This window comes from Runella sp. CRIBMP, from assembly GCF_009905605.1.
Classification (GTDB): domain Bacteria; phylum Bacteroidota; class Bacteroidia; order Cytophagales; family Spirosomataceae; genus Runella.
On record NZ_JAAAKZ010000006.1, the window covers coordinates 131,702 to 155,249 of the forward strand.

A 23,548-nucleotide genomic window follows, 5' to 3' on the forward strand; every position below is an offset into this window, starting at 1 on the left:
TTATAAAATAATGCGCTAAGATGCTATTTTCAGTTATACTCTAATCTCTACCTGCTTGGTTTTGGCCAAGGTAGCGTTGCGAATGGCTACTTGCTGCGCGAGGTTTTCGGCCGCTTCCTGAAAAGCTTCTTTGGTGATGAGGTCATCGCTCAAATACGCTGGTCGACCTTCGTCACCGCCCTCGCGAATTCCCTGCACCAACGGAATGTGTCCTAATACCTGAACGTTAAATTTGTCGGCCAATTGCTGCCCACCGTCTTTCCCAAAAAGATAATATTTATTGTTGGGCAATTCGGCAGGAGTAAAGTAGGACATATTTTCCACAATTCCCAAAACTGGCACGTTGATTTGCGGCTGTCGAAACATGGCCAAGCCTTTGATGGCGTCGGCTAAAGCCACCTTTTGAGGTGTAGTCACGATGACCGCTCCCGTAACGGGCAACGCCTGTACAAGTGTCAGGTGAATATCGCTGGTGCCCGGAGGTAAGTCAATGAGCAGGTAATCCAGTTCGCCCCATTCTACATCGCCAATCAATTGGCGTAATGCCGTACTGGCCATGGGGCCGCGCCAGACGGTGGCACTGTCGGCGGGGACCAAAAAGCCCATCGAAATCAATTTAATACCCCATTGTTGGATGGGGACCATCATGTTGCGACCGTCGCGCTGCACAATTCGGGGCTGCATGTCTTCGGCTCCAAACATAACGGGCATGGATGGTCCGTAAATATCAGCGTCAAGAATTCCGACTTTGGCCCCTGAGCGCGAAAGCGCCATGGCTAAGTTGGCCGTAACGGTCGATTTGCCGACGCCTCCTTTTCCCGAGGCTACCGCAATGATGTTTTTTACCTGCGGCACCACTGGTCCGCCCGTGCGCGACGTTGTAACGTCGGCGGTAAGTTTTATATCTACCCGAATGTGGTCACCGAAAAATTTGTGAATGGCATCCGTACATTCTTTCCGAATGAGTTCTTTGAGCGGACACGCGGGCGTTGTAAGCACCACGGTAAAGCTGATGAGGTCAATGCCTGTTTCAACATCGCGAATCATGCCGAGGGTCACGAGGTCTTTCTTGAGGTCAGGTTCCTGAACGGTACTGAGGGCCTGAAGTATCTTTTCTTTATTGATGGTTAGGTCGCCCATGGGGGAATGTAATCCGTTATTGGTTTAAATGGTTTACTGGTTGAATAATAAAAACTCAGTTAACGCTTTTTGTTGTACGTAAATAGAACCGTAAAATTAAAAGGAAAGTTTGCCAAAATCCTATTTGTACCTTTAAAAGACGGTTTTTAGACCAATTAAAAAGGCCGGGGTGCCCCGACCTCTTTGATTAGATTACGTAATGTTCTTATTTCACCGGAACGGGTACTAGCCGGAACACATATCCGGGGTCTTCGACCGACACGTAGATGTAGCCGTCATTGCCCATTTGTACGTTTCGCAAACGCCCCAGATTTTGTAGGAGAATCTCCTCTTTAACGATTTTGCCATTTTGTACTTTACAACGGTTCAGATACTTAAAACGCAACGAACCTACGAGCAAATCTCCTTTCCAAGCGGGGTAGCGGTTGCCCGTAACGAAAGTCATACCGCTGGGGCCAATGGAAGGAATCCAGTAGTGATTGGGTTGAGCCATGCCTTGTTTGGCCGTGTTTGGGGTTAGAACGGTTCCGTCATAATTGATTCCGTAGGAAATCACTGGCCAGCCATAATTGGTTTCTTTTTTGATGATATTTACCTCATCTCCGCCGCGTGGACCGTGTTCGTGTTCCCACAATTCGCCAGTGGTGGGATTGAGAGCGGTGCCTTGTGGGTTGCGGTGACCGTATGAAAACACCGAGCCGTGGGCTTTGTCTTTTTTGACAAATGGATTATCGGCGGGGATGCTGCCGTCGTCGTTGAGGCGGTGGATTTTTCCGCAGTCATTTTCTACCGATTGAGGTAGTAGTGGGACGTGTTGCCCACGATCGCCCACCGAAACATACAAAAATCCACTTCTGTCAAATTCGAGCCGGGAGCCGTAGTGATGGCGGGTTTTGAGGTAAGGTTGTGCTTCAAAGATGATTTTTTGGTCCGACAGCGTTGTGCCTACCAACTTGGCTCGCATTACAGCAGTCGTCGAAAGTTTGTCGTTTCCTTCGGTTTTGAAGGCTGAATACGAGAAATAGATAAAGCCGTTTTGGGCGAACTTGGGGTGCAGTTCTACGTCGAGCAATCCGCCCTGTCCTTCGGCCAATACCGCAGGGCCGCCCGTCACTTTGGTTTTTTGTTGGTTTTTGCCAACGCGATAAATCTCTCCCGTGCGGTCGGTTACAATCAAATCTCCGTCGGGCAAAAATACCATTCCCCAAGGGCTGCTCAATCCACTGGCTACCGTGTCTAATTTTACGATAAGTTCAGCCGAAGCAAACACGTTGGATTTAGGTTTGACGGCAAAACTGTATTTGCTACCCTTTTCAATGCCTTCCAAAATATAGTCCGCCAATTCTTCAATTTCTTTGGGTTTGAGTGCCGCACCCCACGACGGCATTCCGTTGTCGGGATACCCCCCTGTGATGCTTTTTACCAAATCAGGCTTGGTTTTGCCGTGTTTCCATTGGCGGTCTACAAACATTTCCACTTTTTCTCCATGACAGCTCGAACAGAAGTTTTTGTAGTTATTCTGGGCGGTTTCGAATGCGAGCAAGGTGGAATTGGTGACTGCTATGGGCATGGGTTCGGTCGTAGTTTGGCGAATGAGCAGTAGCATTGTCGCTGCCGAAGCAATGGCTATATATTTTATCATTTTGTCGCGGTAGTTATTGGTTAATAACTAAAGTGAGGAGAATCAATTTTTTAATTGTTTACCATCAGTATTTGAGGAAAATTTTGGGAATAGCTTTGTTTTCAAGCACTTATTTAATTTTTCTTAATGTACCACTTGATAACATTTTTTGGTCATTAGTAATAGAATAAGTAGTTTAGAAGTATGTCTATTAATATGTATACCAATGGGTCTAAAATAGCTTTTGGTATCAATTGGACCGATACTGATGATGTAATATGTCGGTATTGATATGTTTGATTGAAAATAGTTTATTCCCTCTTAACCAAACATTAGTTCTATGAAAACATCTACATTATTGCAGCAATCTCTGTTTTTGAGATCGAAAAGTTTTAGATTCGCTTTGGTATTCGCTACATTAATATTGACGCATTTAATGGGGTTTTCACAGCTAGTAATTACCTCCAATTTACCTATTGTTATCATCAATACAAACGGGCAGACGATTCCTAATGAACCCAAGATTGCGGCCACGATGAAAATCGTTGGTAAATCAGTGGTCGCTGGTAGTCCCGACAGCGTTTATTATTATAGTGTTAATTCAAATACCAATGTTTATCAATTTTCTGGGAACATTGGAATTGAAATCAGAGGTAATACTTCCACTTATTGGCCTAAAAAATCGTATGGCTTTGAAACGCGACAAGTTGCCACGGATGCAGACTCTAACGTGGTACTATTAGGAATGCCCAAAGAAGCAGATTGGGTATTAAACGCCTGCTTTGGAGATAAATCGTTCTTGAGAGAAGTACTTTCGCAGGAGATGTTTCGAAAAACCAACCGGTATGCACCGCGTACGCGTTATGTGGAGTTATATCTGAATACTAATGGTCAAACGTTGTATCAGGGAGTTTATATTTTGATGGAAAAAATCAAACGTAATGATAATCGTGTCAAAATTAAAAAACTCGAAGAAATAGACACCGATGCCGTCAAAATTACGGGAGGGTATATTCTTCAAGTGGGGGAAAACGAAGAGAAAAAATGGAGTTCTCATATTCCCCCCAACGATGTGCCTTTGCAGGCACCGCCCATATTCCACGTTGAATACCCAAAATTGCATGAGTATACAAATACTACTTCTCTGAACTTGCAGTTTAATTACATCAAGCAGTACATGTATAATTTTGAAACCGCGCTCAATGGCCCTGATTTTAAAAGTCCTACGCTCGGGTATCGCCCCTACCTGAATGTTGATTCTTTTGTAGATTTTTTTCTGTTGCAAGAATTTACCAAAAACTCGGATGCATGGCGGGCGAGTACATTTTTGTACAAGGACAGAGATAGCGAAGGGGGGCGCTTCACGATGGGGCCGCCGTGGGACTTTGATAAGTCGATGGGAAATCAGCAATTTTGCTACCCAAGATCGGTCAAACCCGATAGCTCATGGGCTTGGCAATTCAATATTTATTGTCCGGGGCGTACTTCAAGCACACCTTTCTGGGCCAAAAAAGTATTGGAAGATTGCTACTTTGTCCAAAAACTCGTTACTCGTTATCGTGAGCTACGAAAAGGCCCGTGGCATCTCGACAGTATTCATCATTTCATTGATACACAACGTACATTGTTGAAATCAAAAGATGCCATTACGCGTAATTTTACGAAATGGGATATTCTGGAAGACCCAATCATGTACAATGAATATTATCCACTTCTTGGAAATACCTTTGATAAAGAAGTGGATTACCTTAAAACGTGGTTAACGGCCCATTTGGCCTGGATGGATGCCAATATAGAAGCCGTGGGGCCTCTTACGCAACCGACGTTAACTTCGGCAAACTGTCCCACTGGAGTGATCACATCGGTGTATTCGCTATTGTCTGAATGTGCTTTGCCGACCAATCAACCCACCACTTATCAAGCCCCAGCTTATATTCAGCTCAACCCTGGCTTCAGTGTCCAGGGCCAAGCTTCGTTTGTGGCTAAAATAGAGTCTTGCCCTACTAATTAATTGACCGCCAGTCGAGCATTTTCGGTACTACGAACGAACGGCTTTAAACCTCGGTAGAGGAGCAAGCACGAAACCCCGCATCCTAGCAGTACCGTACAAGCCAATGATAGGTGAACCTGATTGGGGTCGCCGAATATTTTATCATTGATGAAACCAACCGCCAAAGGCCCGCCGCCAAGCCCGACGATGTTGACCACAAATAAGAAAAAAGCGGAAAAAGTGGCACGCATCGGGGCGGGAACCATTTCTTGAAGTGCAGCCGTAGCAGCACCGTAAGGGAGAGCCGTGAAAAAGCAAATCAGTGCCAACAAGACCACAAAAACGGGCAAAGGAGCCGAAGTAAATACCATCATTGCCAAAATAGAGACGGCCAGCAAAGTGCCGATGAGCATTCCTTGGTAGCCCACCCGCATTTTGGCGTCGGGGTAGCCGTCTTTGGTCAATTTGTCGGCGTAGCGACCGCCCAAATAAACACCAGCCGTTGAAAAAATCGTGATTATTGCACCTAACAATAACCCTGCCTGCGCTTCGGCCAAGCCATATTTACGGACAAAAAGGGTAGGGGTCCAGGAGGTAGTGGCGTAAGAGCTAAACGCCATAAAAGCAATCCCGAAAAAGAGCGACAACAATGAAAAACGATTGGCGCTGAAATAGGCTCGGATTTCTGACATCTCAACTTTTGCCTTCGAGGTTTGTTGGCGCACGGGTTCTTTGACTGTAAAGGCAATCAGCAATACAATCAGAAGTCCTGGTGCGCCAACGATTAGAAATACCGTCTGCCATGGGTATATTTCTCCGAAAAAGGGAACTTGCCACATGCCTTCAACGCTGATAAGTTTTAGAATAAGGGCCACCAACAGAATCGAAAGCCCAGAGCCAACGTATACACCCAGGTTGTAAATACCCATGGCGGTACCTAGTTTATGGCGTGGAAACAAATCGGTAATCATCGAATATGCGGCAGGCGATAAAGCGGCTTCGCCGATTCCAACCCCCACGCGTGCCAGAAAAAGCTGGCTGTAGGTGTCTGTCACGCCGCAAATGGCGGTCATCAAACTCCACAAAACAATTCCCCACAAGATGATGCTTTTGCGGCTGCGTCGGTCGGCTAAGCGGCCAATCGGAATGCCAAGAAATGTATAAAAAATGGCAAAACTGAACCCAATCAAAAGCCCTATCTGCGTATCGGTAACCCCAAAGTCCCGTTTGAGGGGTTTGACCAGCAAAGTGAGCACCTGACGGTCAATAAACGAAGAAATATAGGCAAGCATAAGCACCGCTACAACATACCATGCATAGCGGAGAGAGGGAGTTTGGGAAGTCATGAAGAAAAGGGTTTAAGGTGTATAGTCAAAAGTAAGGGATATGTACTATTGAAATATCTAATTTTATATAAAAATTCTACTATTTTTTTTCTAGAGGCAAAAAAAGCAAATGGCTCTGTAAGTTTTGCAACGGTGCTGATAATCAAGAAATTGAAAAAGCAGATCTTGGTCTTCCGAAAAAGTACTGTGTTTGTGCCTTCTGCGCGGCTAAATTTGTAGGGGTTCAAATCGAATGGGTAAGGAAGTATAGAAATTTTAGGCGATGATAATTAATTTATTGATAAATCAGGGCAATAATGTAATTTTGAGCGTTTTATGAGCGTTGATACATCATATTCTTGAACTCACAAACGATATAGCCATGTTAAAAAATAGACTTTACTTAAAAAACCTCCTGTTTTTCAGCGTCCTGGTTGCCATCGGTGGTTGTAGCCTGAGTTCAGAATCTCTGTCGCTCAAGGCGGCTTTTGGTCACTCTTCCGTCAAATCGTCGGCTACTAAATGTGAGGATGGAGAGTTGGTTTGCTGCAAAAAAATCAACGAGCGCGGCAGCAGAACCCGTCCTGTTATTTAACCTTTGAATTTTAAATTACGACGGTTCAGCCTCTATTTTAGGGCTTTCGTTCGCCAGCAACCTCCGATTTGTTAATTATAGGTTTAAGTTTGTAATTAACTGAATGAATTTTTTGGCACTGCGATGAAAGTCACCCTCAATGATAAACGATTGCTTTTCCTTGGTCCAATTGTACTTTGGGCCGTTGCAACCGTTTTTTTTAATTTACCTACCCTCTGTAATGATACCTTCACTGCGGCCAAATTTCTCATTGCGGGACTGGCCTCGGTGTATTTTTCATGGATTGTGGGGCGTTGGATGATTATTGAGGTGCGTCGTCGTAATCCGGGCCTTGAAAATGTTCGCCAACGGCTCATTGCCTTGGGGTTGCTTAGTGTTCCGGTGGTGGTAGTGTTGGTGGCCCAACGGTTGATTCTATTCGATTATTTTGTCTACAGCGATAAGCCCAAATTTGACTGGTTTTATCCCGAAACGCTCTTTATGCTTGGGCTGAATCTATTTTATCTGGCCATCATTTTTGCCGTTTATGAAAGTCGTTATTTTTTTCGGCAATGGTTAATCAGCAAACGCCAAACGGAAGAACTCAGCCGTGCCAACCTTGAAATGCAGTTGGATTCGTTAAAAAATCAGGTACAACCCCATTTTTTATTTAACAGCCTCAATACACTTCAAGCGTTGGTAAAATCCAACGAAAACAAAACGGCTGTGCGGTTCATTGGCGATTTGTCGCAGGTGTATCGGTATCTCTTGCAAAGCAATGAACAACAGCTGATTTCTCTCGAAAAAGAACTAGAATTTACCCACGCCTATTTTGGGCTGTTGAAAACCCGTTTTGAAGACGGCATTGCCTTGGAAGTAAACGTTGACCCCGCGTACCGCCACGCCCAAATTCCGCCTTTGACGCTTCAATTGTTGGTCGAAAATGCCGTTAAACACAACATGGTTTCCATTGCCAAACCATTGCATATCAAGATTTTTACCAATAATTCAGGAGAGCTTATTGTGCAAAATAACCTGCAGTGTAAGCCCAATAACGGTATGCCTTCGAGCAAAAAAGGACTGATGAATATTGCTTCAAAATACGCCTTGCTCCGACAGCCACACGTGCAGATTTATGAAAAAGAAGAGGTTTTTGAGGTGAGAGTGCCGCTTATCGGCGAATTGAGCGCCACCGAAAAAACGGTTAAAGCCTAGGATAGCCCTTCGGAAACGGAAAAGTAACAATCAAGGATTGATTATAAGACAATAGGTGATGAAAGTAGTCATTATTGAAGATGAAGCGCTGGCCGCTCGGCAGTTAAAAGCAATGGTGCAGGAGTGCGATGAAAACATTGAGGTAATCACGATGCTCGACAGTGTGGAATCGTCTATCCAATGGCTGCGCGACAACGAACGCCCTGATTTGCTGTTGATGGACATTGAATTGTGCGACGGGCAAAGTTTTGAAATATTCAGTCAAGTGGAAGTTAAAAGCCCCGTTATCTTCACGACTGCCTACAACGAATACGCCATTCAGGCTTTCAAGGTCAACAGCATAGATTACCTGCTCAAACCCATTGATGAAGAAGCGCTGAAACGAAGCCTGCATAAATTTCAGGAACTGAAGAAATTGTACGGAACAACGGCCGAAAATCACTTGGACGTCAATGAACTGGTACATCTTATTAAGCAAACAAAAGTATCGCCTTCGGACTACCGGGAGCGTTTTTTGTTGAAACAGGGTTCGCGGCTTGTGCCTGTTTCGGTCGATGATATTGCCTATTTTTACAGTCAGGAGCGATTGAGTTTTGTCAAGACTTGGGACGAACGCTCTTACGTGGTGGATTATACCCTTGATGAACTTGAATGTATATTGAATCCGAAGCAGTTTTTTCGGGCCAATCGGCAGATTATTCTTTGTCCAAAATCCGTGGATAAAATCCATTTACACTTCAACAGTCGGCTTAAATTGGATTTGCGCCCGTGTACTGAAGAAGAGGTGTTTATCAGCCGAGATAAAGCCGGAGAATTTCGAAATTGGATGGGGGAATAACGCTTTTGGATTGTCATTGGTTTTTAGTACTTTTAATAGCCCATTCAGCACGTTTTGGTGTAGAGGATAAGGACTATTTTTGTCTTTTTAGAAAGAAAGAATGGTTTGATTTTCTGTGCCGCCCGTGTTCCTCTTCAATCAACCTATTAACCTTAATTCGGATTCGTTATGGCAAGCCCGCTTTCGCCCGCTATTGAAAAATCATCTGACTATCAGCGCGTTTCATCGGCTGACTTTCTTTTAGGCATTCCTCCGTATTTATATGCGGTTGTATTTTCATCTTTTTGCGTTATTGTAGGTCTTATTTGGGACATTTGTTGGCACCTCAGCATTGGTCGTGATGGCCTTTTTTCACCGCCTCACGTCATTATATACGTGGGAGCGATTGTTTCTGGGCTTTTTTCGGGCTATCAAGTGCTGTATACTACGTTCAAAGGTTCGGTAGTGGAGAAAGCGCAAAGTGTAAAGGTTTGGGGCTTTTTTTATAGCTCATTGGGGGCCTTATTCTGCATTTGGGGCGCGTTGATGATGCTCACCTCGGCTCCGTTTGATGATTGGTGGCATGGTACGTACGGGCTTGATGTGCAGATACTTTCTCCGCCGCATACCGTTTTAGCGTTGGGAATCATCGGGGTGCAGTTTGGCGCAATTGTGAGTGTTTTGGCCGTAAAAAATCAAATGACGGGCGCTCAGCCTACAAATACAGATTATACCAAACGACGTTTCCGTCGACTCAACTTGCTTTTTGCGTTGTCGGCTGGTTTTTTGGTTACGATGTGGTATACCCTGCTTTCTGAAGAAATAGGAAAGTGGGAAATGCACAATTCGAGTTTTTATAAAGTCGCTGCCATGGCGTTTCCGTTGGTGCTGTTGGCTTTTGGAAGAGGAGCGGGAGGACGCTGGACCATCACTTCGGTTACGGGCGTTTATACCGCTTTGATGTGCCTTACTTTATGGATTATTCCTTTGTTTCCTGCGGAACCCAAGTTGGGGCCCATCTGGAATCACATTACCCATTATCAGGGGTTTGCTTTTCCTTTGTTATTGATTGTGCCCGCTTTGGCGATGGACTGGATTTTGAACCGTTATACTTACATCAACGATTGGGTGATGGCGGCCATCATGAGTGTGGTTTTTGTGGTAATTACGCTCATTGTGCAATGGCCCTTTGGCTCGTTTTTGCAAGAGTCGCCTTATGCCCGTAACTGGTTTTTTGGTAGTCATTATTATTATTTTGGCAATGATCCCGATTGGGAATACCGCTACAAATATGCGCCTTGGGTGTTACAAAATGCCACTGATTTCAGCATTGGAATCGCTTATGCGCTTGGGTTTGGCTACATTTCTTCCCGAATAGGATTGGCATGGGGTAAGTGGATGCGCAAAATTCAACGATGAAAACGCGCAAAATCACCTTGCCAATGAACTATCAATGCATCTGAAGAAGGCGAGGTAACTCCTGCGCCCCCTTTTTTTATTCCTAAAATTCCTGAACATGCGTCTTCTGAAAGCCTTTTCCTTTTTCGTTGTTTTTTCTTTTTGTCTTTTATATTCGATTGCTTCCATGGCGCACGTCGGCAGTGCTGGCGTGCTGTTTCAGGGGCAGGCGGGTGCTTATCGCGTGTTGGTCAGTTTGCAACCACCCGATGTCATCCCGGGTACGGCGCAGGTGACGGTCTATATGGAAAGCGGAAACGTAACCAGTGTACTGGCGCGGCCCATTTATTTTCGTACGGGCGACAAAGGTGCTCCGTCTTCTGATGTCATCAGCCCCGTGCCAAATCAAACGGGACAGTTTCAGGGAATTGTGTGGCTTATGGCGGGTGGTGCATCCAGTGTGCAGATTACGCTGGATGGCGACGATGGCAAAAAAGAATTGATTGTTCCGATTGTGGCGGTTTCTACCGCTCAACGTGACATGCCCGCGGGTTTGGGCGTAATGCTGAGTATTTTGGGTTTGTTATTGGTCGTGATTTTAATTACCGCCATCGGCGCCAGTGCCAGCGACGGTTTGCTAAGAAAAGGAGCGAGTCTTACCCCAAAACAGCGTCGTTCGCGCTGGGTTTCGATGGGGGTGGCGGCAGTGGCCTGTACTGGAATACTCTACATCGGAAGCAGTTGGTGGAATAGCTGGGCGGATGATTATAAAAGGTACATGTATAAGCCTATTTTGGGAAGTGCCAAGATTGTTAACCAAAACAATGAGCGCGTTTTTCAACTGACAGTAGATACCAATTCCATCAATAAAAGCTCACAACGCCGTACGGTAATGAGCTTTCTCATCCCTGATCACGGCAAATTGATGCACTTGTTTTTGGTGCGCCAAAATACGCTGGATGCCTTTGCGCATCTCCACCCTGAGCGTCGCGATACGACCACCTTTGAGGCGTATTTGCCCAAATTGCCCGCTGGAAGGTACTTGGTTTATGCCGACGTAGTGCAGCGCTCAGGCTTTGCCGAAACCATTACGGATACCATTGATATTCCCGAAATATACGGTAATGCAACATTGAAAACCGACCCCGAAGATACCTATGTGGTGACCGACCCGCTGAATAATCCCAAGCAAATCCCCGTTGATGAAAATGTAGTTATTTGTGGAAAGCCGGGCACCAAAACCAAACTGAAAGATGGTACATCCATCGTGTGGGAAGGCAAACCAGAAGTTTCGTTTGAGGCAGGGAAACCTTATCAACTGGCTTTTGAAGTCTTCGGTCCCGACGGCAAACCTGCGGTATTGGAGCCGTATCTGGGCATGAATGGCCATGCGGCCATTGTGCGTTCTGATGGCTCGGTCTACATTCACTTGCATCCTGTAGGCACGTATTCGATGGCGGCGCAGCAAATCATGCAAAACCGTATTGCCGATACCACCAAAATTTTTCGGTATTCTGGCGATGCCAAAGCCTTTCGGGATAGCATTGACCGCTACATTGCAGGCCTGAAACTGCTGGCCCCTGCTGAGCGTGACAGGCTGTTGATGGCAAGCATGAGCGGCATGAGCGCGCACGACATGGAAGGTATGAAACATGAAAACCGAATTGTGTTTCCGTACGCATTCCCGAAAGCAGGGCAGTACCGGATTTTTCTGCAAATCAAACGAAATGGTCAGGTGTTGACAGGGATTTTTGATGCTAACGTAAAAGAGGCTTCAATGTGATTTTGGGCACTGCGGAACTAAGCCCATTTAAATTTGATTCATTGAGTAGTGAAAATAGGATGTAATTCATACGAAGATGAAAATCGAACAAATTTATACCGGTTGTCTGGCGCAGGGAGCGTATTATATTGAAAGTGAAGGCGAAGTGGCGGTCATTGACCCCCTCCGCGAAGTAACGCCCTACATCGAACGCGCCGCCCGCGACGGAGCCAAAATCAAGTATGTTTTTGAAACCCACTTTCACGCTGATTTTGTGTCGGGCCACTTGGATTTATCCAAAAAAACGGGCGCTCCGATTGTCTACGGGCCCAATGCCAAAACGGGCTTTGAGGCCCACATTGCCACGGACGGAGAGCTTTTTTCGGTAGGAAAGATGACGTTAAAAGCCATTCATACACCCGGGCATACCTTGGAATCAACCTGTTATTTATTAATGGACGAAAATGGGCAGGAAAAAGCGCTTTTTAGCGGCGATACCCTCTTTATCGGTGATGTAGGGCGGCCCGATTTGGCCCAAAAATCAGACCTGACCATGGACGATTTGGCGGGTTTTTTGTATGATTCTCTCCGTAACAAAATCATGACTTTGCCCAATGAAGTCATCGTGTATCCCGCCCACGGAGCGGGCTCTGCTTGCGGTAAAAACATGAGCAAAGAAACCACTGACACGCTCGGCAACCAGAAAATGTTTAATTACGCACTCCGTGCCGATATGACTAAAGCGGAGTTTATCAAGGAAGTAACCGCTGGACTGGCGAAGCCGCCGCAGTACTTCCCGCAGAATGTTCAGATGAATAAAGAAGGCTACGAAAGCATAGATACCGTGATGAAACGCGCGGCGCAAGCCTTGTCTCCGTCGGCTTTTGAGGCCGCTGCCAACGAAACGGGCGCAGTAGTATTGGACACACGCGGCGCACAGCTTTTCAGCAAAGGCTTTATTCCTAATTCTATCAACATCGGTCTGGGCGGCCAATTTGCGCCGTGGGTAGGCGCGTTGATTCCCGACGTAAAGCAAGAATTATTGTTGGTTACCGAAAAAGGAAAAACGCAGGAGTCCATTCTCCGTTTGGCACGGGTAGGCTACGATAATGTGATTGGCTACTTAGACGGCGGCTTTGACGCTTGGCGCGAAAGCGGCAATGAAGTGGATGAAATCAGCTCAATTTCGGCCGATGAATTGGCCAGTCGCCTTGAAAAAGACAAAAATTTGCCCATCATCGACGTGCGTAAACCCAGTGAGTTTTCGGCCGAGCACATCGATGGCGCCAAAAATTTGCCGTTAGATAATATCAATGATTTGATGGCCGAATTTCCCAAAAAAGAAACGATGTATATCCACTGCGCGGGTGGCTATCGCTCCATGATGGCCGCTTCTATTCTCAAATCCAGGGGCTACGACAATCTTGTAGACATTGACGGCGGCTTTGCCGCCATTCAAAAGTTGGGCCGTATCACCACCACCGATTTTGTGTGCCCTTCGACGTTGAAAAAATCAGGGGATGACTAAAAACAATACTGAGTTACAAGTAAATGGAAGGTGTACCCAAAGAACAAAAGTGGAACTTTGAAGCAGCAATGTTTTTCGGGATTTGGGGGTATGTGTTAATAGCACTACCTTTTCTTTTTATGAGTATAATGAAATCTCGTGAGAAGAAAGAAATCTTTCATAATCAGACTTTTGAAATTGCAACGATAGATGGTGTTGAAGAAAAATATCACACCAAAACGGGGACGCTGTATTTGAGGTTTCATTACCACTATCAACACAAAAATAGGCTATTCAGAGAAGATATTGATTACAAATACAAGCGTTATTTTGTTGAATTTACAGGGCACAAAAGGGAACTAATAAAGCATAAAAAATTTCCTGTTATCCTTTCTTCAAAAGACCCGTCAAAACACCGTGTATTGATTTTTTGGTCCGATTTTTCAAAATATAATCTACCTTTTCCAGATTCATTGAAGTGGAGCGAAAAGCTCTTTTATAACAAGTGAAGCGCGTTCCTATGGCTTCAACAATAATTACTTCAGCGTAAATACGCCTTTTATTTTACGGGATTCATTTGGCTTGGTACTATCGGCTGGTAAATCAATGGTGATAATCCATGAATAGTCAGTGGTTTTTCTTCCTAAAATACTGCCCGAACGAATAGGATAAGCATATGGGCCAAAGAAACTGCTCGTTACTCCGCTTATAGCGTGAATATTTTCCAAATCCTGCGCAGAAGAATAGATGAATTCAGAAAGTAAAGGATCCACTTCGAAAGCAATGAAAGGGTGTCCGCAATCATTGCATTGGCTCAAATCCATGACCTGATTAGTATAAACTGCTACGTGTTTATTGGCGCTTTCTTGGAAGCTGAACTGACTCAAGCGGGAATTGCTATAAGTAACTAATTTGATGGAGCGTTTATTCAACATTTCATAAGTTTCTTTGGGCCAAATATCCTTCTTTTTGCAGCCTGCCACAATCAAAGTGGCCAATAGGACGAAAAAAGACAATTTTATGACTTTGCTGTTTGCAAAATTGTTCATGGCTACGCTGTTTTATTCAATCAAAAATATAAAATAATCTCAAAATATCTACCCGGAAATTTGCTTTGAATTTTTTGTATTCTACATTTGTAGAATAAAGTATCAAATTGTAGAGTATATGCAACTTTCTAAATCTGAAGAACAATTAATGGAGGTAATCTGGCAGCAGGGAACGGTCTTTATGAAAGACCTAATTGATGCCTCGCCCGACCCTAAACCTGCCTCTACTACCGTGGCTACGTTGCTCAAACGGATGCAGGAAAAAGGTTTTGTTGGGTATACTCTTTTCGGAAATTCGCGGCAGTATTATGCCTTGGTTTCCAAAGAGGATTATTTTTCTAAACACGTTCGCGGCATCATTAAAAATTTCTTCGGGAATTCGGTAGCGCAATTTGCCTCCTTTTTTACAAATACCGCCGACCTCTCCAAAGAGGAATTGGAGGACTTAAAACGAGTGATTGACGAACAACTTAAACATAAAAAGCCATGAGCATTTATCTGTTCAAATTTGCCGTCTGCTCGGCATTGTTACTGATTCTGTATCATTTGGTATTGGAAAAAGAAAAAATGCCTGTTTTTAATCGCTTCTACCTGTTATTCAGCCTGTTGTTTTCGGGGTTGATTCCCCTTGTTTCGTACGAATTGCCCGTTGAAACGCTCCCGTCCGTTGTTGAAAAAACGCAAACACTATCGACCGTCATTCAATCCGGGCCACTTACTCCCAATGACCCCGTTTCAATTTCAGCGGTTACAGATACGCTGCCTTTGACGACGTATCTGTGGGGACTCTACGGGGTAATTACCCTTGCCTTTCTGCTTCGTTTTACTAAAAATCTGTATTCTTTTTGGCAACTGATCCGCACCCATCTGGTCGTGAAAAAGGGTGAAATGAACTTGGTATTGATACCGCAGAATAATACCCCTTACAGTTTTGGTAAGTATGTTTTTGTCAATCGCTGGGCATTTGAAAACGACGACATAGAAGCCGAAATCCTACAGCATGAACAGGCGCATATCCGTCAGCATCATACGTTGGATGTGCTGTTTATTGAACTTGTTCTCGCATTTTGCTGGTGGAATCCTGCCGTATGGCTGTACCGCCGGGCGATTAGGCTTAATCACGAATTTTTGGCGGATGATTGGGTGATCAAAACGCACCGAAATCCACCTGCGTACCAGTATTTATTACTTCATAAAATATGTCAACACAACGGTGTGACGCTGGCGAGTTCTTTCAATTATCTCATCACCAAAAAACGGTTTAAAATGATGAACAAATTCACTTCAATGAAGCGTGCGTACTTGCTTCAAACGACAGCTTTATGCGTTTTTTCAGGGTTGGTCTTTATTTTTAGCGACATCAGCTTTGCACAAAATGCCCCTAATGTTGTACCACAATCAACGACTGAGGCTGATTTTACAAAAGAGGGAGTTTCGCAGGCCATGCTGGATGAATACCAACAAATTATTGAAAAATATTTAGTAAAAGGCGAAAAAAATGGGAAGGACTGGTATCGCTTAGATAGGGTTTCAGAACCGGACCGAGCTCGCTTAGAGGTAATTTTTAGAGCTATGAGTGAAGAGCAACAGCTAAAACAGAATTGGGCAATGATCCCTCCTTTGAAGCCTTTTCCACCTACTGTTCTTACCGAAAAAGAATTTGACGCCTATAAAAATCCGAAGATATACGGGGTATGGATTGATGACAAAAAAGTACCTAACTCAGTGTTGAATAAGTACACAGCTTCCGATTTCTCTCTGGCTTTGGTCAGTAAATTGTACAAGAATGCCCAAGCAACCATTGGTTTCAAATACAAATTTCAACTCAATTTGATGACAACGGGTTACTATGAAAAGTATCGTGCTGAACGTTTAGCGAATAAAAAATATTGGTTAACTAATAATATGGAGAAATTTCGCCGAGATAACCAAAAAAAGTAGATGAGATATACAACAAGGAACCTAAAATCATGATTTACCATAACGTCGGCAAGGTTCAAAACCTTGCCGACGTTGATGTTTACAACACGACGTTGACAATGCGTTTCGGCACTACCACTACCTTTTTAGGGGCTTTGCCTTCGAGCCATTTCTGTACCGTTTCGTTGGCCAATACGCCCTGCTCAATATCTTCTTTGGACATATCTACGGGGAACGGAATGTTGGCGCGCACTTTGCCATTGATTTGAATCGGATATTCAAATGCGCTTTCTTCCAAGTATTTAGGATTGAAAACGGGGAATGACGCTGCCGAAATAGTGCCCGCTTCGTTGCCCAATGCCACCCACAATTCTTCGGTAATGTGCGGCGCATACGGCGCTAACAAAATAAGCATGTCCTGCAAAATGGCCTTTTTGTGGCATTTCAGGTCGCTCAAATCATTGACTGCAATCATAAACGTAGACACGACGGTATTGAACGAAAGCCGCTCGATGTCTTCTTCCACGCGTTTGATGGTGCGGTGCAATACCTTCAACTCCTCGGCGGTTGGCTCGGCATCGGTCCATTTTTGTTTGCCGCTCTGGTCTTCAAAAAACAACCGCCAAAACTTACGTAAGAAGTTGAACGTACCGCTGATGCCGTTCATGTTCCAAGGTTTTGCATCGGTCAATGGCCCCAAAAACATTTCGTACATACGCAGTGTATCGGCGCCGTATTTCTCAACTATGTTGTCAGGATTGACGACGTTAAACTTTGATTTGGACATTTTTTCAACTTCCCAGCCACAGACGTATTTTCCATCTTCCAGAATAAATTCGGCATTGATGAAATCTTCACGCCAGTTTTTGAAAGCAGCTACGTCAAGGATATCATTGTCAACAATGTTTACATCGACGTGTAATTTGGTGGTTTCGTATTGGTCTTTTAAACCGTGAGAAACAAAAACGGGGTGTCCGCTTTCACTTGATTTCAAACGATACACAAAGTTGCTTCGTCCCTGAATCATGCCCTGATTCAATAGCTTAGCGGCAAACTCTTCGTGCGGTACGAGGCCCAGATCTTTCAGGAATTTATTCCAGAAACGGCTGTATAGCAAGTGTCCCGTGGCGTGCTCGGAGCCGCCCAAATAAAAGTCAACGCGCTGCCAATAGTCGATAGCTTCTTTGGAGGCAAAAGCGCCATTGTTTTGCGGGTCCATGTAGCGGTACCAGTACCACGAGGAGCCGGCCCAGCCGGGCATAGTGCTTAATTCGTATTCGTATTCATTTTTATATTTCCAGCCTTCAGCGCGGCCCAGTGGCGGCTCGCCCGTTTCGGTGGGGAGATATTTGTCGATTTTGGGCAATTCTAATGGTAATTCACTTTCATCAATCAGATAAGGAACATCATCTTTAAAATACACGGGCACGGGCTCGCCCCAGTAGCGCTGACGGCTAAAGACTGCATTGCGCAGGCGGTACTGCACTTTTCCTTTGCCCAATTTGCGTTCTTCCAACCAGCCAATCAACGCATCGGGGGCCTCTTTGTAGGTCATGCCGTTGATGATGCCCGAGTTGATGTAAGTCCCTTCTTTGGTGTTATCGGCCTGTTTATCAATGTCTTTCTGGCTGTCCAAAATCGGGACAATCGGCAACCCAAAATTCGTGGCGAAGTTCCAGTCGCGCTGGTCGCCCGAAGGCACGCCCATGACGGCCCCCGTTCCGTAGCCTGCCAACACGTAATCGGCCAAGAAAATGGGTACTTTTTCTTCACTCAGCGGATTGATGCAATAGCTGCCCGTAAACACGCCCGTCACTTTCTTTTCGGCCATGCGGTCTACTTCGCTGCGGCTGGCGGCCCATTTGATGTAGGTTTCGACGGCTTCTTTTTGCTCAGGAGTGGTCAATTCCAACGCCCATTCGTGCTCGGGAGCCAGCACCATGAAGCTAACGCCGTAGATGGTGTCAACGCGGGTGGTGAATACCTCGATGTTAAGGGCATCGCTGTTTTCGCTGGCTACTTTAAACTTCACACTTGCCCCTACGCTTTTGCCAATCCAGTTGCGTTGCTGCTCTTTCAAGGGTTCGGGCCAGTCGATGGTGTCTAAGCCTGTCAACAGGCGGTCGGCGTAGGCGGTGATGCGCATGGCCCACTGTTTCATCAATTTACGCTCCACCGGAAAGCCCCCGCGCTCCGAAACACCGTCTTTTACTTCGTCGTTGGACAACACCGTTCCTAAGCCCGGGCACCAGTTGACGTACGATTCTTCGGGGAAAGTAAAGCGGTATTTCAAGAGCAGGATTTGCTGCTCTTTTTCGCTCATGGCGTTCCAGTCTCCGGCGGTAAATTCAGGTGTTTCTTCGTCGCAAATGGCATTGACGGCCGCGGAGCCTCCTTTTTCAAACTGAGCAACCAAGTGATTGATGGGCAGGGCTTTGTCGGCGTCTTTGTCGTAATAATGGTTGAACAGTTGCATGAAAATCCACTGCGTCCATTTGTAATAATTAGGGTCAGACGTGCGAACTTCGCGGCTCCAGTCGTAGCTGAAACCGATGTTTTTCATTTGACTGATAAACGTACTGATGTTTTGCTCGGTCGTGATGGCAGGGTGTTGGCCCGTTTGAATGGCGTACTGCTCAGCGGGAAGCCCAAAGCTATCGAAGCCCATCGGATGCAGAACGTTAAAGCCTTTGAGTCTTTTATAACGCGAAATAATGTCAGAAGCAATGTAGCCCAGCGGGTGCCCTACATGCAGTCCTGCTCCCGAAGGATAAGGAAACATATCGAGGACGTAGTACTTGGGTTTATTGTGGTCAATATCAGTCTTGTAGGTTTGGTTATTTTCCCAAAACTGCTGCCATTTTTTTTCAATTTCGCGGTGATTGTATTCCATAGTTAGTATTCAGTAGTGAGCAGTGAGTAGTGAGAATGGCTTAAATACTTAACTAATTCCCTCAAAATCACTGACAACAATAGACAATTGTGTTAATTAGGGCGCAAAATTACGGCTTTTCAATGACTTTTGGGTTTTGGGGCTGAAATTGTTATTTTTGAATAAAAAACGGTCCGAGATTATGGTCGCATTGGATGAATACGTACTCAGGCTTCCCGACGAAATTCGGTGGGATGATGCCGCGTTTTTGGCGTTTTGCCGCATGAACGATGAACTGAATATTGAGCGCGATGCCGACCGGAACATTATCATTATTTCACCAACCAATACACTTTCAGGTTTTTACCAGAATAAGCTCTTGTTCATTCTCGAATTGTGGAACCACTCTTCCAAGCTGGGCTATACGTTCAGTTCGTCGGCGGGGTTTACGTTTGCCGACGGTTCCATGCGAGCCCCTGATGCATCTTTTATTCTGAAAGCCAGTTTTGACGCGTTGCCCGAAAGTGAAAAAAATCAGTTTGCCCACATCGCACCCGATTTTGTGGCTGAACTTCGCTCCAAAACCGACAGTCTCCCGAAGCTCCAACTCAAAATGAATGCCTACATTCAAAACGGCGTACGACTGGGTTGGCTGATTGATTTGGCGGACCAAGAAGTGTGGATATATCGCCAAAACGGAACGGTAGAGCGGGTGCCATTTTCAGCAGGGAAGGTGTCAGGCGAAGAGATACTGCCTGGTTTTGAATTGGAATTGAGTGTTTTTGCCTGATAGCGATGTTTTCCTGTAAACATCTTCTAAAATATTGTCTATTCCATAGCATAATTGTAACTTACTTCTACGGCTTGGTGATATCATCTGAATAGAATCAGGCCGCCAGATTGAAATTTGGCAGGTAGGGATTATCGACATTTTCGTACCTTTGTATTCAATTTTAATGGTCAATAGTATGAAAAGTACTGTTATTCAGATAGACCCTGATATTCAGAGTGGGGAGCCAGTTTTTTATGGTACTCGCGTTCCAGTCAAAAGTCTTTTCGATTATTTAGGTACCGGAGAGACGTTAGAAACGTATCTGGAAGATTTTCCCGCAGTTACTAAGGAGCAGGCATTGGTTGTGATTGAGCAATCTGGCTATTTATTAATCCAAGCATATCATATTATTAATGCCGAAAATATTGCTTGATGAAAATATCCCAAAAAGGCTTAAATTTAGGCTTTTAGAGGTGAAATCTGATGTGTTTACGGTAAAGGATATGGATTGGCTCAGCGTCAAAAATGGTAAGTTATTGGCATTAGCAGTTGAAAACAGATTTGATATATTTGTTACAACGGATAAAAACATTCCCTTTCAGCACAATATATCACAGATAGATTTGGCATTTATTGTTTTAAATGTATCTAATCTTAAATATGAATTTATCCAACCGCTTCTTCCGCAGATTTTTATGCTCATCCCTGACGCAGTGAAGGGGCAAGTTTACAGTTTACACGTATAAATACAAATGATTATCGGTATTATTCCCGCTCGCTACGCTTCGACGCGTTTTCCGGGCAAACCCCTCATTGATATTCAGGGCAAAAGCATGATTCAGCGCGTGTACGAGCAGGCGTCGCAGGCCAAATGCCTGTCGGAAGTGATTGTCGCTACCGACGATGAGCGCATCCTCCAACACGTACAGGCGTTTGGTGGTAAGGCCGTCATGACCCACCCCGACCACCCCAGTGGCACCGACCGGTGTTGGGAGGCGTATCAGTTTACAGTTCACGGTTTACAGTTTAAAAATTCAGAAACAACCGTAAACTCCAAACCCGAAACCCATTACATCATCAACATTCAAGGCGATGAACCCTTCGTGGCACCTGAGCAGATTGATGAGTTGGGGGCGGTTTTGGACGGGAGTGTAGAGTTGGCTTCGCAGATGATTCCCGTGAGCGACCATGAGGTGCTTTTTGATGTGGGGGAGGCTAAAGTGATTGTGAATCAGAATTTTGAAGCCATATATTTCAGCCGTCAGGTATTGCCTTTTCTGAAAGGAGTTGACCCTAAAGAATGGCATAAGCACCATACTTATTATCGGCAGGTGGGAATGTATGCGTACCGGTCCGATATTTTAGAGAAAATTACAAAACTGCCCGTTTCTAGTTTAGAAAAAGCCGAATCGTTGGAGCAGCTGCGTTGGATTCAAAACGGTTTTAAAATCAAAATGGGGCTCACGTCCTACGAAAGTCATTGCATCGACACGCCCGAAGACATAGAAAAAGTGCTGCGATTGATGGCTCAATAGTAACATCTACCTACTAAAACCGGCGACCGAAAACCACAAATCAATAACCCATGACACCCCCACCCAATACCTCTACGTTTGGCCTTTCTCCCGGTACATTGGTGTATGTGGGGCCAGAAGTGGCAAAAGATACCACCCTTAAAATCGTTAAATACAACGAGCAATACCACGAGCAACACACCATCAAACAAATCAAAGATTGCCAGATTTCGGGCGATAAACCCTACATCAGCTGGCTAGATGTGGACGGGATTCACGAGTCGGGCGTCATTGAGGCCGTGGGGCTGTTGCACAATATTCATCCGCTTTTGTTGGAAGACATCATGAATACCCGGCAAAAGCCCAAGATTGAATTCTTCAACGAAACCTACGTGTTTGTGTCCCTCAAAATGCTTTATTGGCGAGATGAGGCGGGAGAAATCGAAGCGGAGCACGTGAGTTTTTTGTTGGGGAGCAATTACCTGATTTCGTTTCAGGAAAAACGCACAGGCGATATTTTTGGCCCCGTTTTGGATAGAATTAAAGCGTCGGTTGGAAAAACACGCCGCAACGGGGCTGATTATCTGCTGTTTTCGTTGATTGATTTGATTGTGGACAATTACCTCGAAATCCTTGAACGTATGAGCGAGGAGCTGGAAGAACTGGAAGGGCTGATTTTGGCTGGAAAACACAAGGACCCCATCAGCGAACTGTATAGCATGAAGCGCCAGCTTACCCTCATGCGCAAGTACGTATTGCCGCTGCGCGATATGCTGAGTCAGGGCCTGCGCGAAAATTCCAAACTCATTGGCAAAAGTACTTTCCCTTATTTCCGTGATGTGCACGACCACGTCATTACTGCCATCGAAACCATTGACTCCAACCGTGAATTATTGACAGGGTTAATTGATATTCATTATTCTACGCTTAGCTCACGCATGAATACCGTCATGAAAACCCTCACTATTTATTCGGCGGTTTTTATGCCCCTCACGTTTATCGTTGGAATCTACGGCATGAACTTCGACAATATGCCTGAATTGCGTCAGCCAAATGGATATTTTTATACCCTTGGTGGCATGGCGGTGTTGGCAGGAGGATTGTTGATTTATTTTAGGCGGCGAGGTTGGATGTGACGGATTGATATAATAAAAATATCTTGCGATTAAATGGTATATATTCCATAAAAACACGTTCCTACGCAAGAAATTGTGCAATTTTGGGATACATCATTTGTCGTATATGAAAAATATAAAACTAGTGGCTACCGACATGGACGGTACGTTGCTGAACTCTAAAGGAGAGTTAAACCCCGCCATCTACCCCATTTTAGCGACCCTTAAAGCCCACGGCATTCGTTTTGTAGCGGCCAGCGGACGCCAGTATTTTAACCTTCAAAAACAGTTTGAACCCGTTAAAGATGACGTGATTTTTGTGGCCGAAAACGGCAGTTATGTCGTTTACCAAAATCAAGAACTGTATGTCCAACCGCTGCAAAGAGAAATTGTTGATTCGCTAATTCTGACCTCACGACCCATCCCAAACGCATACCCTATCTTTTGCGGTAAGAAAAAAGCCTACGTCGAAAACACCGAGCCTGCCTTTTGGGCGCAATTGACCAAGTATTTTGAACGCTACGAAGTGGTGGAGAATTTGCTGGAAGTTGCGGATGATGAATGCCTGAAAGTGAGTATCTGCGATTTGGACGGCTCAGCGGCCAATAGTTATCCGCACTTTAAGGCGTGGAAAGATGAAATTAAAGTGAAGGTCTCGGCAGGAATCTGGCTTGATTTGTCGCATAACTTGGCCAATAAAGGCAAAGCGATGAACGTACTTCAGCAATTGCACGGTATCTCGGCGGCCGAAACCATGGTCTTTGGCGATTACCTCAATGACTTGGAAATGATGCAGCAGGCCTATTTTTCGTACGCTATGGACAATGCACATCCCGACATCAAACAAGCGGCGCGTTTTAGGGCCGAATCAAACGATGAAAATGGTGTGGCTAAGGTATTGGAGCAATTGATTGTGGAGCTTGCAATGGTGAAGAACTAAGAACTTGCTAGTGCCCC

21 protein-coding genes are annotated in these 23,548 nt (G+C 45.0%); 16 read left to right on the forward strand and 5 right to left on the reverse strand.

The genetic code is table 11. The annotated features are described in order from the left end of the window. Positions 1-33: 33 nt before the first annotated feature. Both GVN20_RS17060 and GVN20_RS17065 read right to left on the reverse strand, forming a co-directional pair. Entirely contained in the window at positions 34-1,140 is a 1,107-nt protein-coding gene (locus tag GVN20_RS17060) for an Mrp/NBP35 family ATP-binding protein (protein WP_166559494.1), read from the reverse strand. Between the two features lie 205 nt (positions 1,141-1,345). After that, entirely contained in the window at positions 1,346-2,782 is a 1,437-nt protein-coding gene (locus tag GVN20_RS17065) for a PQQ-dependent sugar dehydrogenase (RefSeq protein WP_166559495.1), read from the reverse strand. A gap of 415 nt (positions 2,783-3,197) precedes the next feature. Here GVN20_RS17065 and GVN20_RS17070 point away from each other — a divergent pair, with 415 nt between their 5' ends. Continuing rightward, complete coding sequence (locus tag GVN20_RS17070; RefSeq protein WP_166559496.1) at positions 3,198-4,772, forward strand: CotH kinase family protein; 1,575 nt, start codon at positions 3,198-3,200, stop codon at positions 4,770-4,772. Here the strand turns inward: GVN20_RS17070 and GVN20_RS17075 are convergent. Next, positions 4,769-6,097 carry an MFS transporter gene (locus GVN20_RS17075; RefSeq protein ID WP_166559497.1) on the reverse strand — a complete coding sequence of 443 codons (1,329 nt, stop codon included), beginning with the start codon at positions 6,095-6,097 and terminating at the stop codon, positions 4,769-4,771. The genes GVN20_RS17070 and GVN20_RS17075 overlap by 4 nt on opposite strands. A 361-nt stretch (positions 6,098-6,458) precedes the next feature. On the opposite strand from GVN20_RS17075, the gene GVN20_RS17080 reads away from it, so the two are divergent. From GVN20_RS17080 to GVN20_RS17110, 7 genes are all read left to right on the forward strand, one after another. Next, on the forward strand, positions 6,459-6,671 hold the full coding sequence (locus tag GVN20_RS17080; RefSeq protein WP_166559498.1) for a hypothetical protein: 213 nt from the start codon (positions 6,459-6,461) through the stop codon (positions 6,669-6,671). A 123-nt stretch (positions 6,672-6,794) separates the two neighbouring features. Continuing rightward, positions 6,795-7,865, forward strand: a complete 1,071-nt coding sequence (locus tag GVN20_RS17085; protein ID WP_166559499.1) for a sensor histidine kinase — start codon at positions 6,795-6,797, stop codon at positions 7,863-7,865. 58 nt (positions 7,866-7,923) lie between these two features. Next, positions 7,924-8,703 (forward strand): LytTR family DNA-binding domain-containing protein, encoded by a 780-nt coding sequence (locus GVN20_RS17090; RefSeq protein ID WP_166559500.1) that lies wholly within the window; start codon positions 7,924-7,926, stop codon positions 8,701-8,703. 168 nt (positions 8,704-8,871) lie between these two features. Further along, complete coding sequence (locus GVN20_RS17095) at positions 8,872-10,101, forward strand: hypothetical protein (protein ID WP_206023296.1); 1,230 nt, start codon at positions 8,872-8,874, stop codon at positions 10,099-10,101. 97 nt (positions 10,102-10,198) lie between these two features. After that, positions 10,199-11,863, forward strand: a complete 1,665-nt coding sequence (locus GVN20_RS17100; RefSeq protein WP_166559501.1) for a hypothetical protein — start codon at positions 10,199-10,201, stop codon at positions 11,861-11,863. Positions 11,864-11,939: 76 nt separating this feature from the next. Beyond that, positions 11,940-13,370 carry a rhodanese-like domain-containing protein gene (locus GVN20_RS17105; protein ID WP_166559502.1) on the forward strand — a complete coding sequence of 477 codons (1,431 nt, stop codon included), beginning with the start codon at positions 11,940-11,942 and terminating at the stop codon, positions 13,368-13,370. Between the two features lie 23 nt (positions 13,371-13,393). Continuing rightward, positions 13,394-13,858 carry a hypothetical protein gene (locus GVN20_RS17110; RefSeq protein ID WP_166559503.1) on the forward strand — a complete coding sequence of 155 codons (465 nt, stop codon included), beginning with the start codon at positions 13,394-13,396 and terminating at the stop codon, positions 13,856-13,858. 27 nt (positions 13,859-13,885) lie between these two features. On the opposite strand, the gene GVN20_RS17115 is transcribed toward GVN20_RS17110, so the two are convergent. Then, on the reverse strand, positions 13,886-14,398 hold the full coding sequence (locus tag GVN20_RS17115) for a hypothetical protein (protein WP_166559504.1): 513 nt from the start codon (positions 14,396-14,398) through the stop codon (positions 13,886-13,888). Positions 14,399-14,516: 118 nt separating this feature from the next. Here GVN20_RS17115 and GVN20_RS17120 point away from each other — a divergent pair, with 118 nt between their 5' ends. Both GVN20_RS17120 and GVN20_RS17125 read left to right on the forward strand, forming a co-directional pair. Beyond that, positions 14,517-14,888, forward strand: coding sequence for a BlaI/MecI/CopY family transcriptional regulator (locus GVN20_RS17120; protein WP_166559505.1), 372 nt, complete (start codon positions 14,517-14,519; stop codon positions 14,886-14,888). A 152-nt stretch (positions 14,889-15,040) separates the two neighbouring features. Next, positions 15,041-16,339 carry a M56 family metallopeptidase gene (locus GVN20_RS17125; RefSeq protein WP_229599095.1) on the forward strand — a complete coding sequence of 433 codons (1,299 nt, stop codon included), beginning with the start codon at positions 15,041-15,043 and terminating at the stop codon, positions 16,337-16,339. A gap of 79 nt (positions 16,340-16,418) precedes the next feature. On the opposite strand, the gene leuS is transcribed toward GVN20_RS17125, so the two are convergent. Next, positions 16,419-19,211: a leucine--tRNA ligase gene (gene leuS, locus GVN20_RS17130; protein ID WP_166559507.1), complete on the reverse strand. Its 2,793-nt coding sequence runs from the start codon at positions 19,209-19,211 to the stop codon at positions 16,419-16,421. 181 nt (positions 19,212-19,392) lie between these two features. Between leuS and GVN20_RS17135 the strand changes: the two genes are divergently transcribed. The 6 genes from GVN20_RS17135 to GVN20_RS17160 all read left to right on the forward strand — a co-directional run bounded on the left by GVN20_RS17135 (position 19,393) and on the right by GVN20_RS17160 (position 23,531). Then, the gene (locus GVN20_RS17135; RefSeq protein WP_166559508.1) at positions 19,393-19,980 is read left to right on the forward strand and encodes a Uma2 family endonuclease; all 588 of its coding nucleotides are present in this window, start codon (positions 19,393-19,395) and stop codon (positions 19,978-19,980) included. A gap of 178 nt (positions 19,981-20,158) precedes the next feature. Then, positions 20,159-20,395 (forward strand): DUF433 domain-containing protein, encoded by a 237-nt coding sequence (locus tag GVN20_RS17140; protein ID WP_206023297.1) that lies wholly within the window; start codon positions 20,159-20,161, stop codon positions 20,393-20,395. Then, positions 20,376-20,708 (forward strand): DUF5615 family PIN-like protein, encoded by a 333-nt coding sequence (locus GVN20_RS17145; RefSeq protein ID WP_166559509.1) that lies wholly within the window; start codon positions 20,376-20,378, stop codon positions 20,706-20,708. Before GVN20_RS17140 ends, GVN20_RS17145 begins: the two co-directional genes overlap by 20 nt. A gap of 6 nt (positions 20,709-20,714) precedes the next feature. Further along, positions 20,715-21,497, forward strand: a complete 783-nt coding sequence (kdsB, locus tag GVN20_RS17150; protein WP_166559510.1) for a 3-deoxy-manno-octulosonate cytidylyltransferase — start codon at positions 20,715-20,717, stop codon at positions 21,495-21,497. A 50-nt stretch (positions 21,498-21,547) separates the two neighbouring features. Next, positions 21,548-22,612, forward strand: coding sequence for a magnesium/cobalt transporter CorA (gene corA / locus GVN20_RS17155; RefSeq protein ID WP_166559511.1), 1,065 nt, complete (start codon positions 21,548-21,550; stop codon positions 22,610-22,612). Positions 22,613-22,718: 106 nt separating this feature from the next. Then, positions 22,719-23,531 (forward strand): HAD family hydrolase, encoded by an 813-nt coding sequence (locus GVN20_RS17160; protein ID WP_166559512.1) that lies wholly within the window; start codon positions 22,719-22,721, stop codon positions 23,529-23,531. The last annotated feature ends 17 nt before the right edge of the window (positions 23,532-23,548 follow it).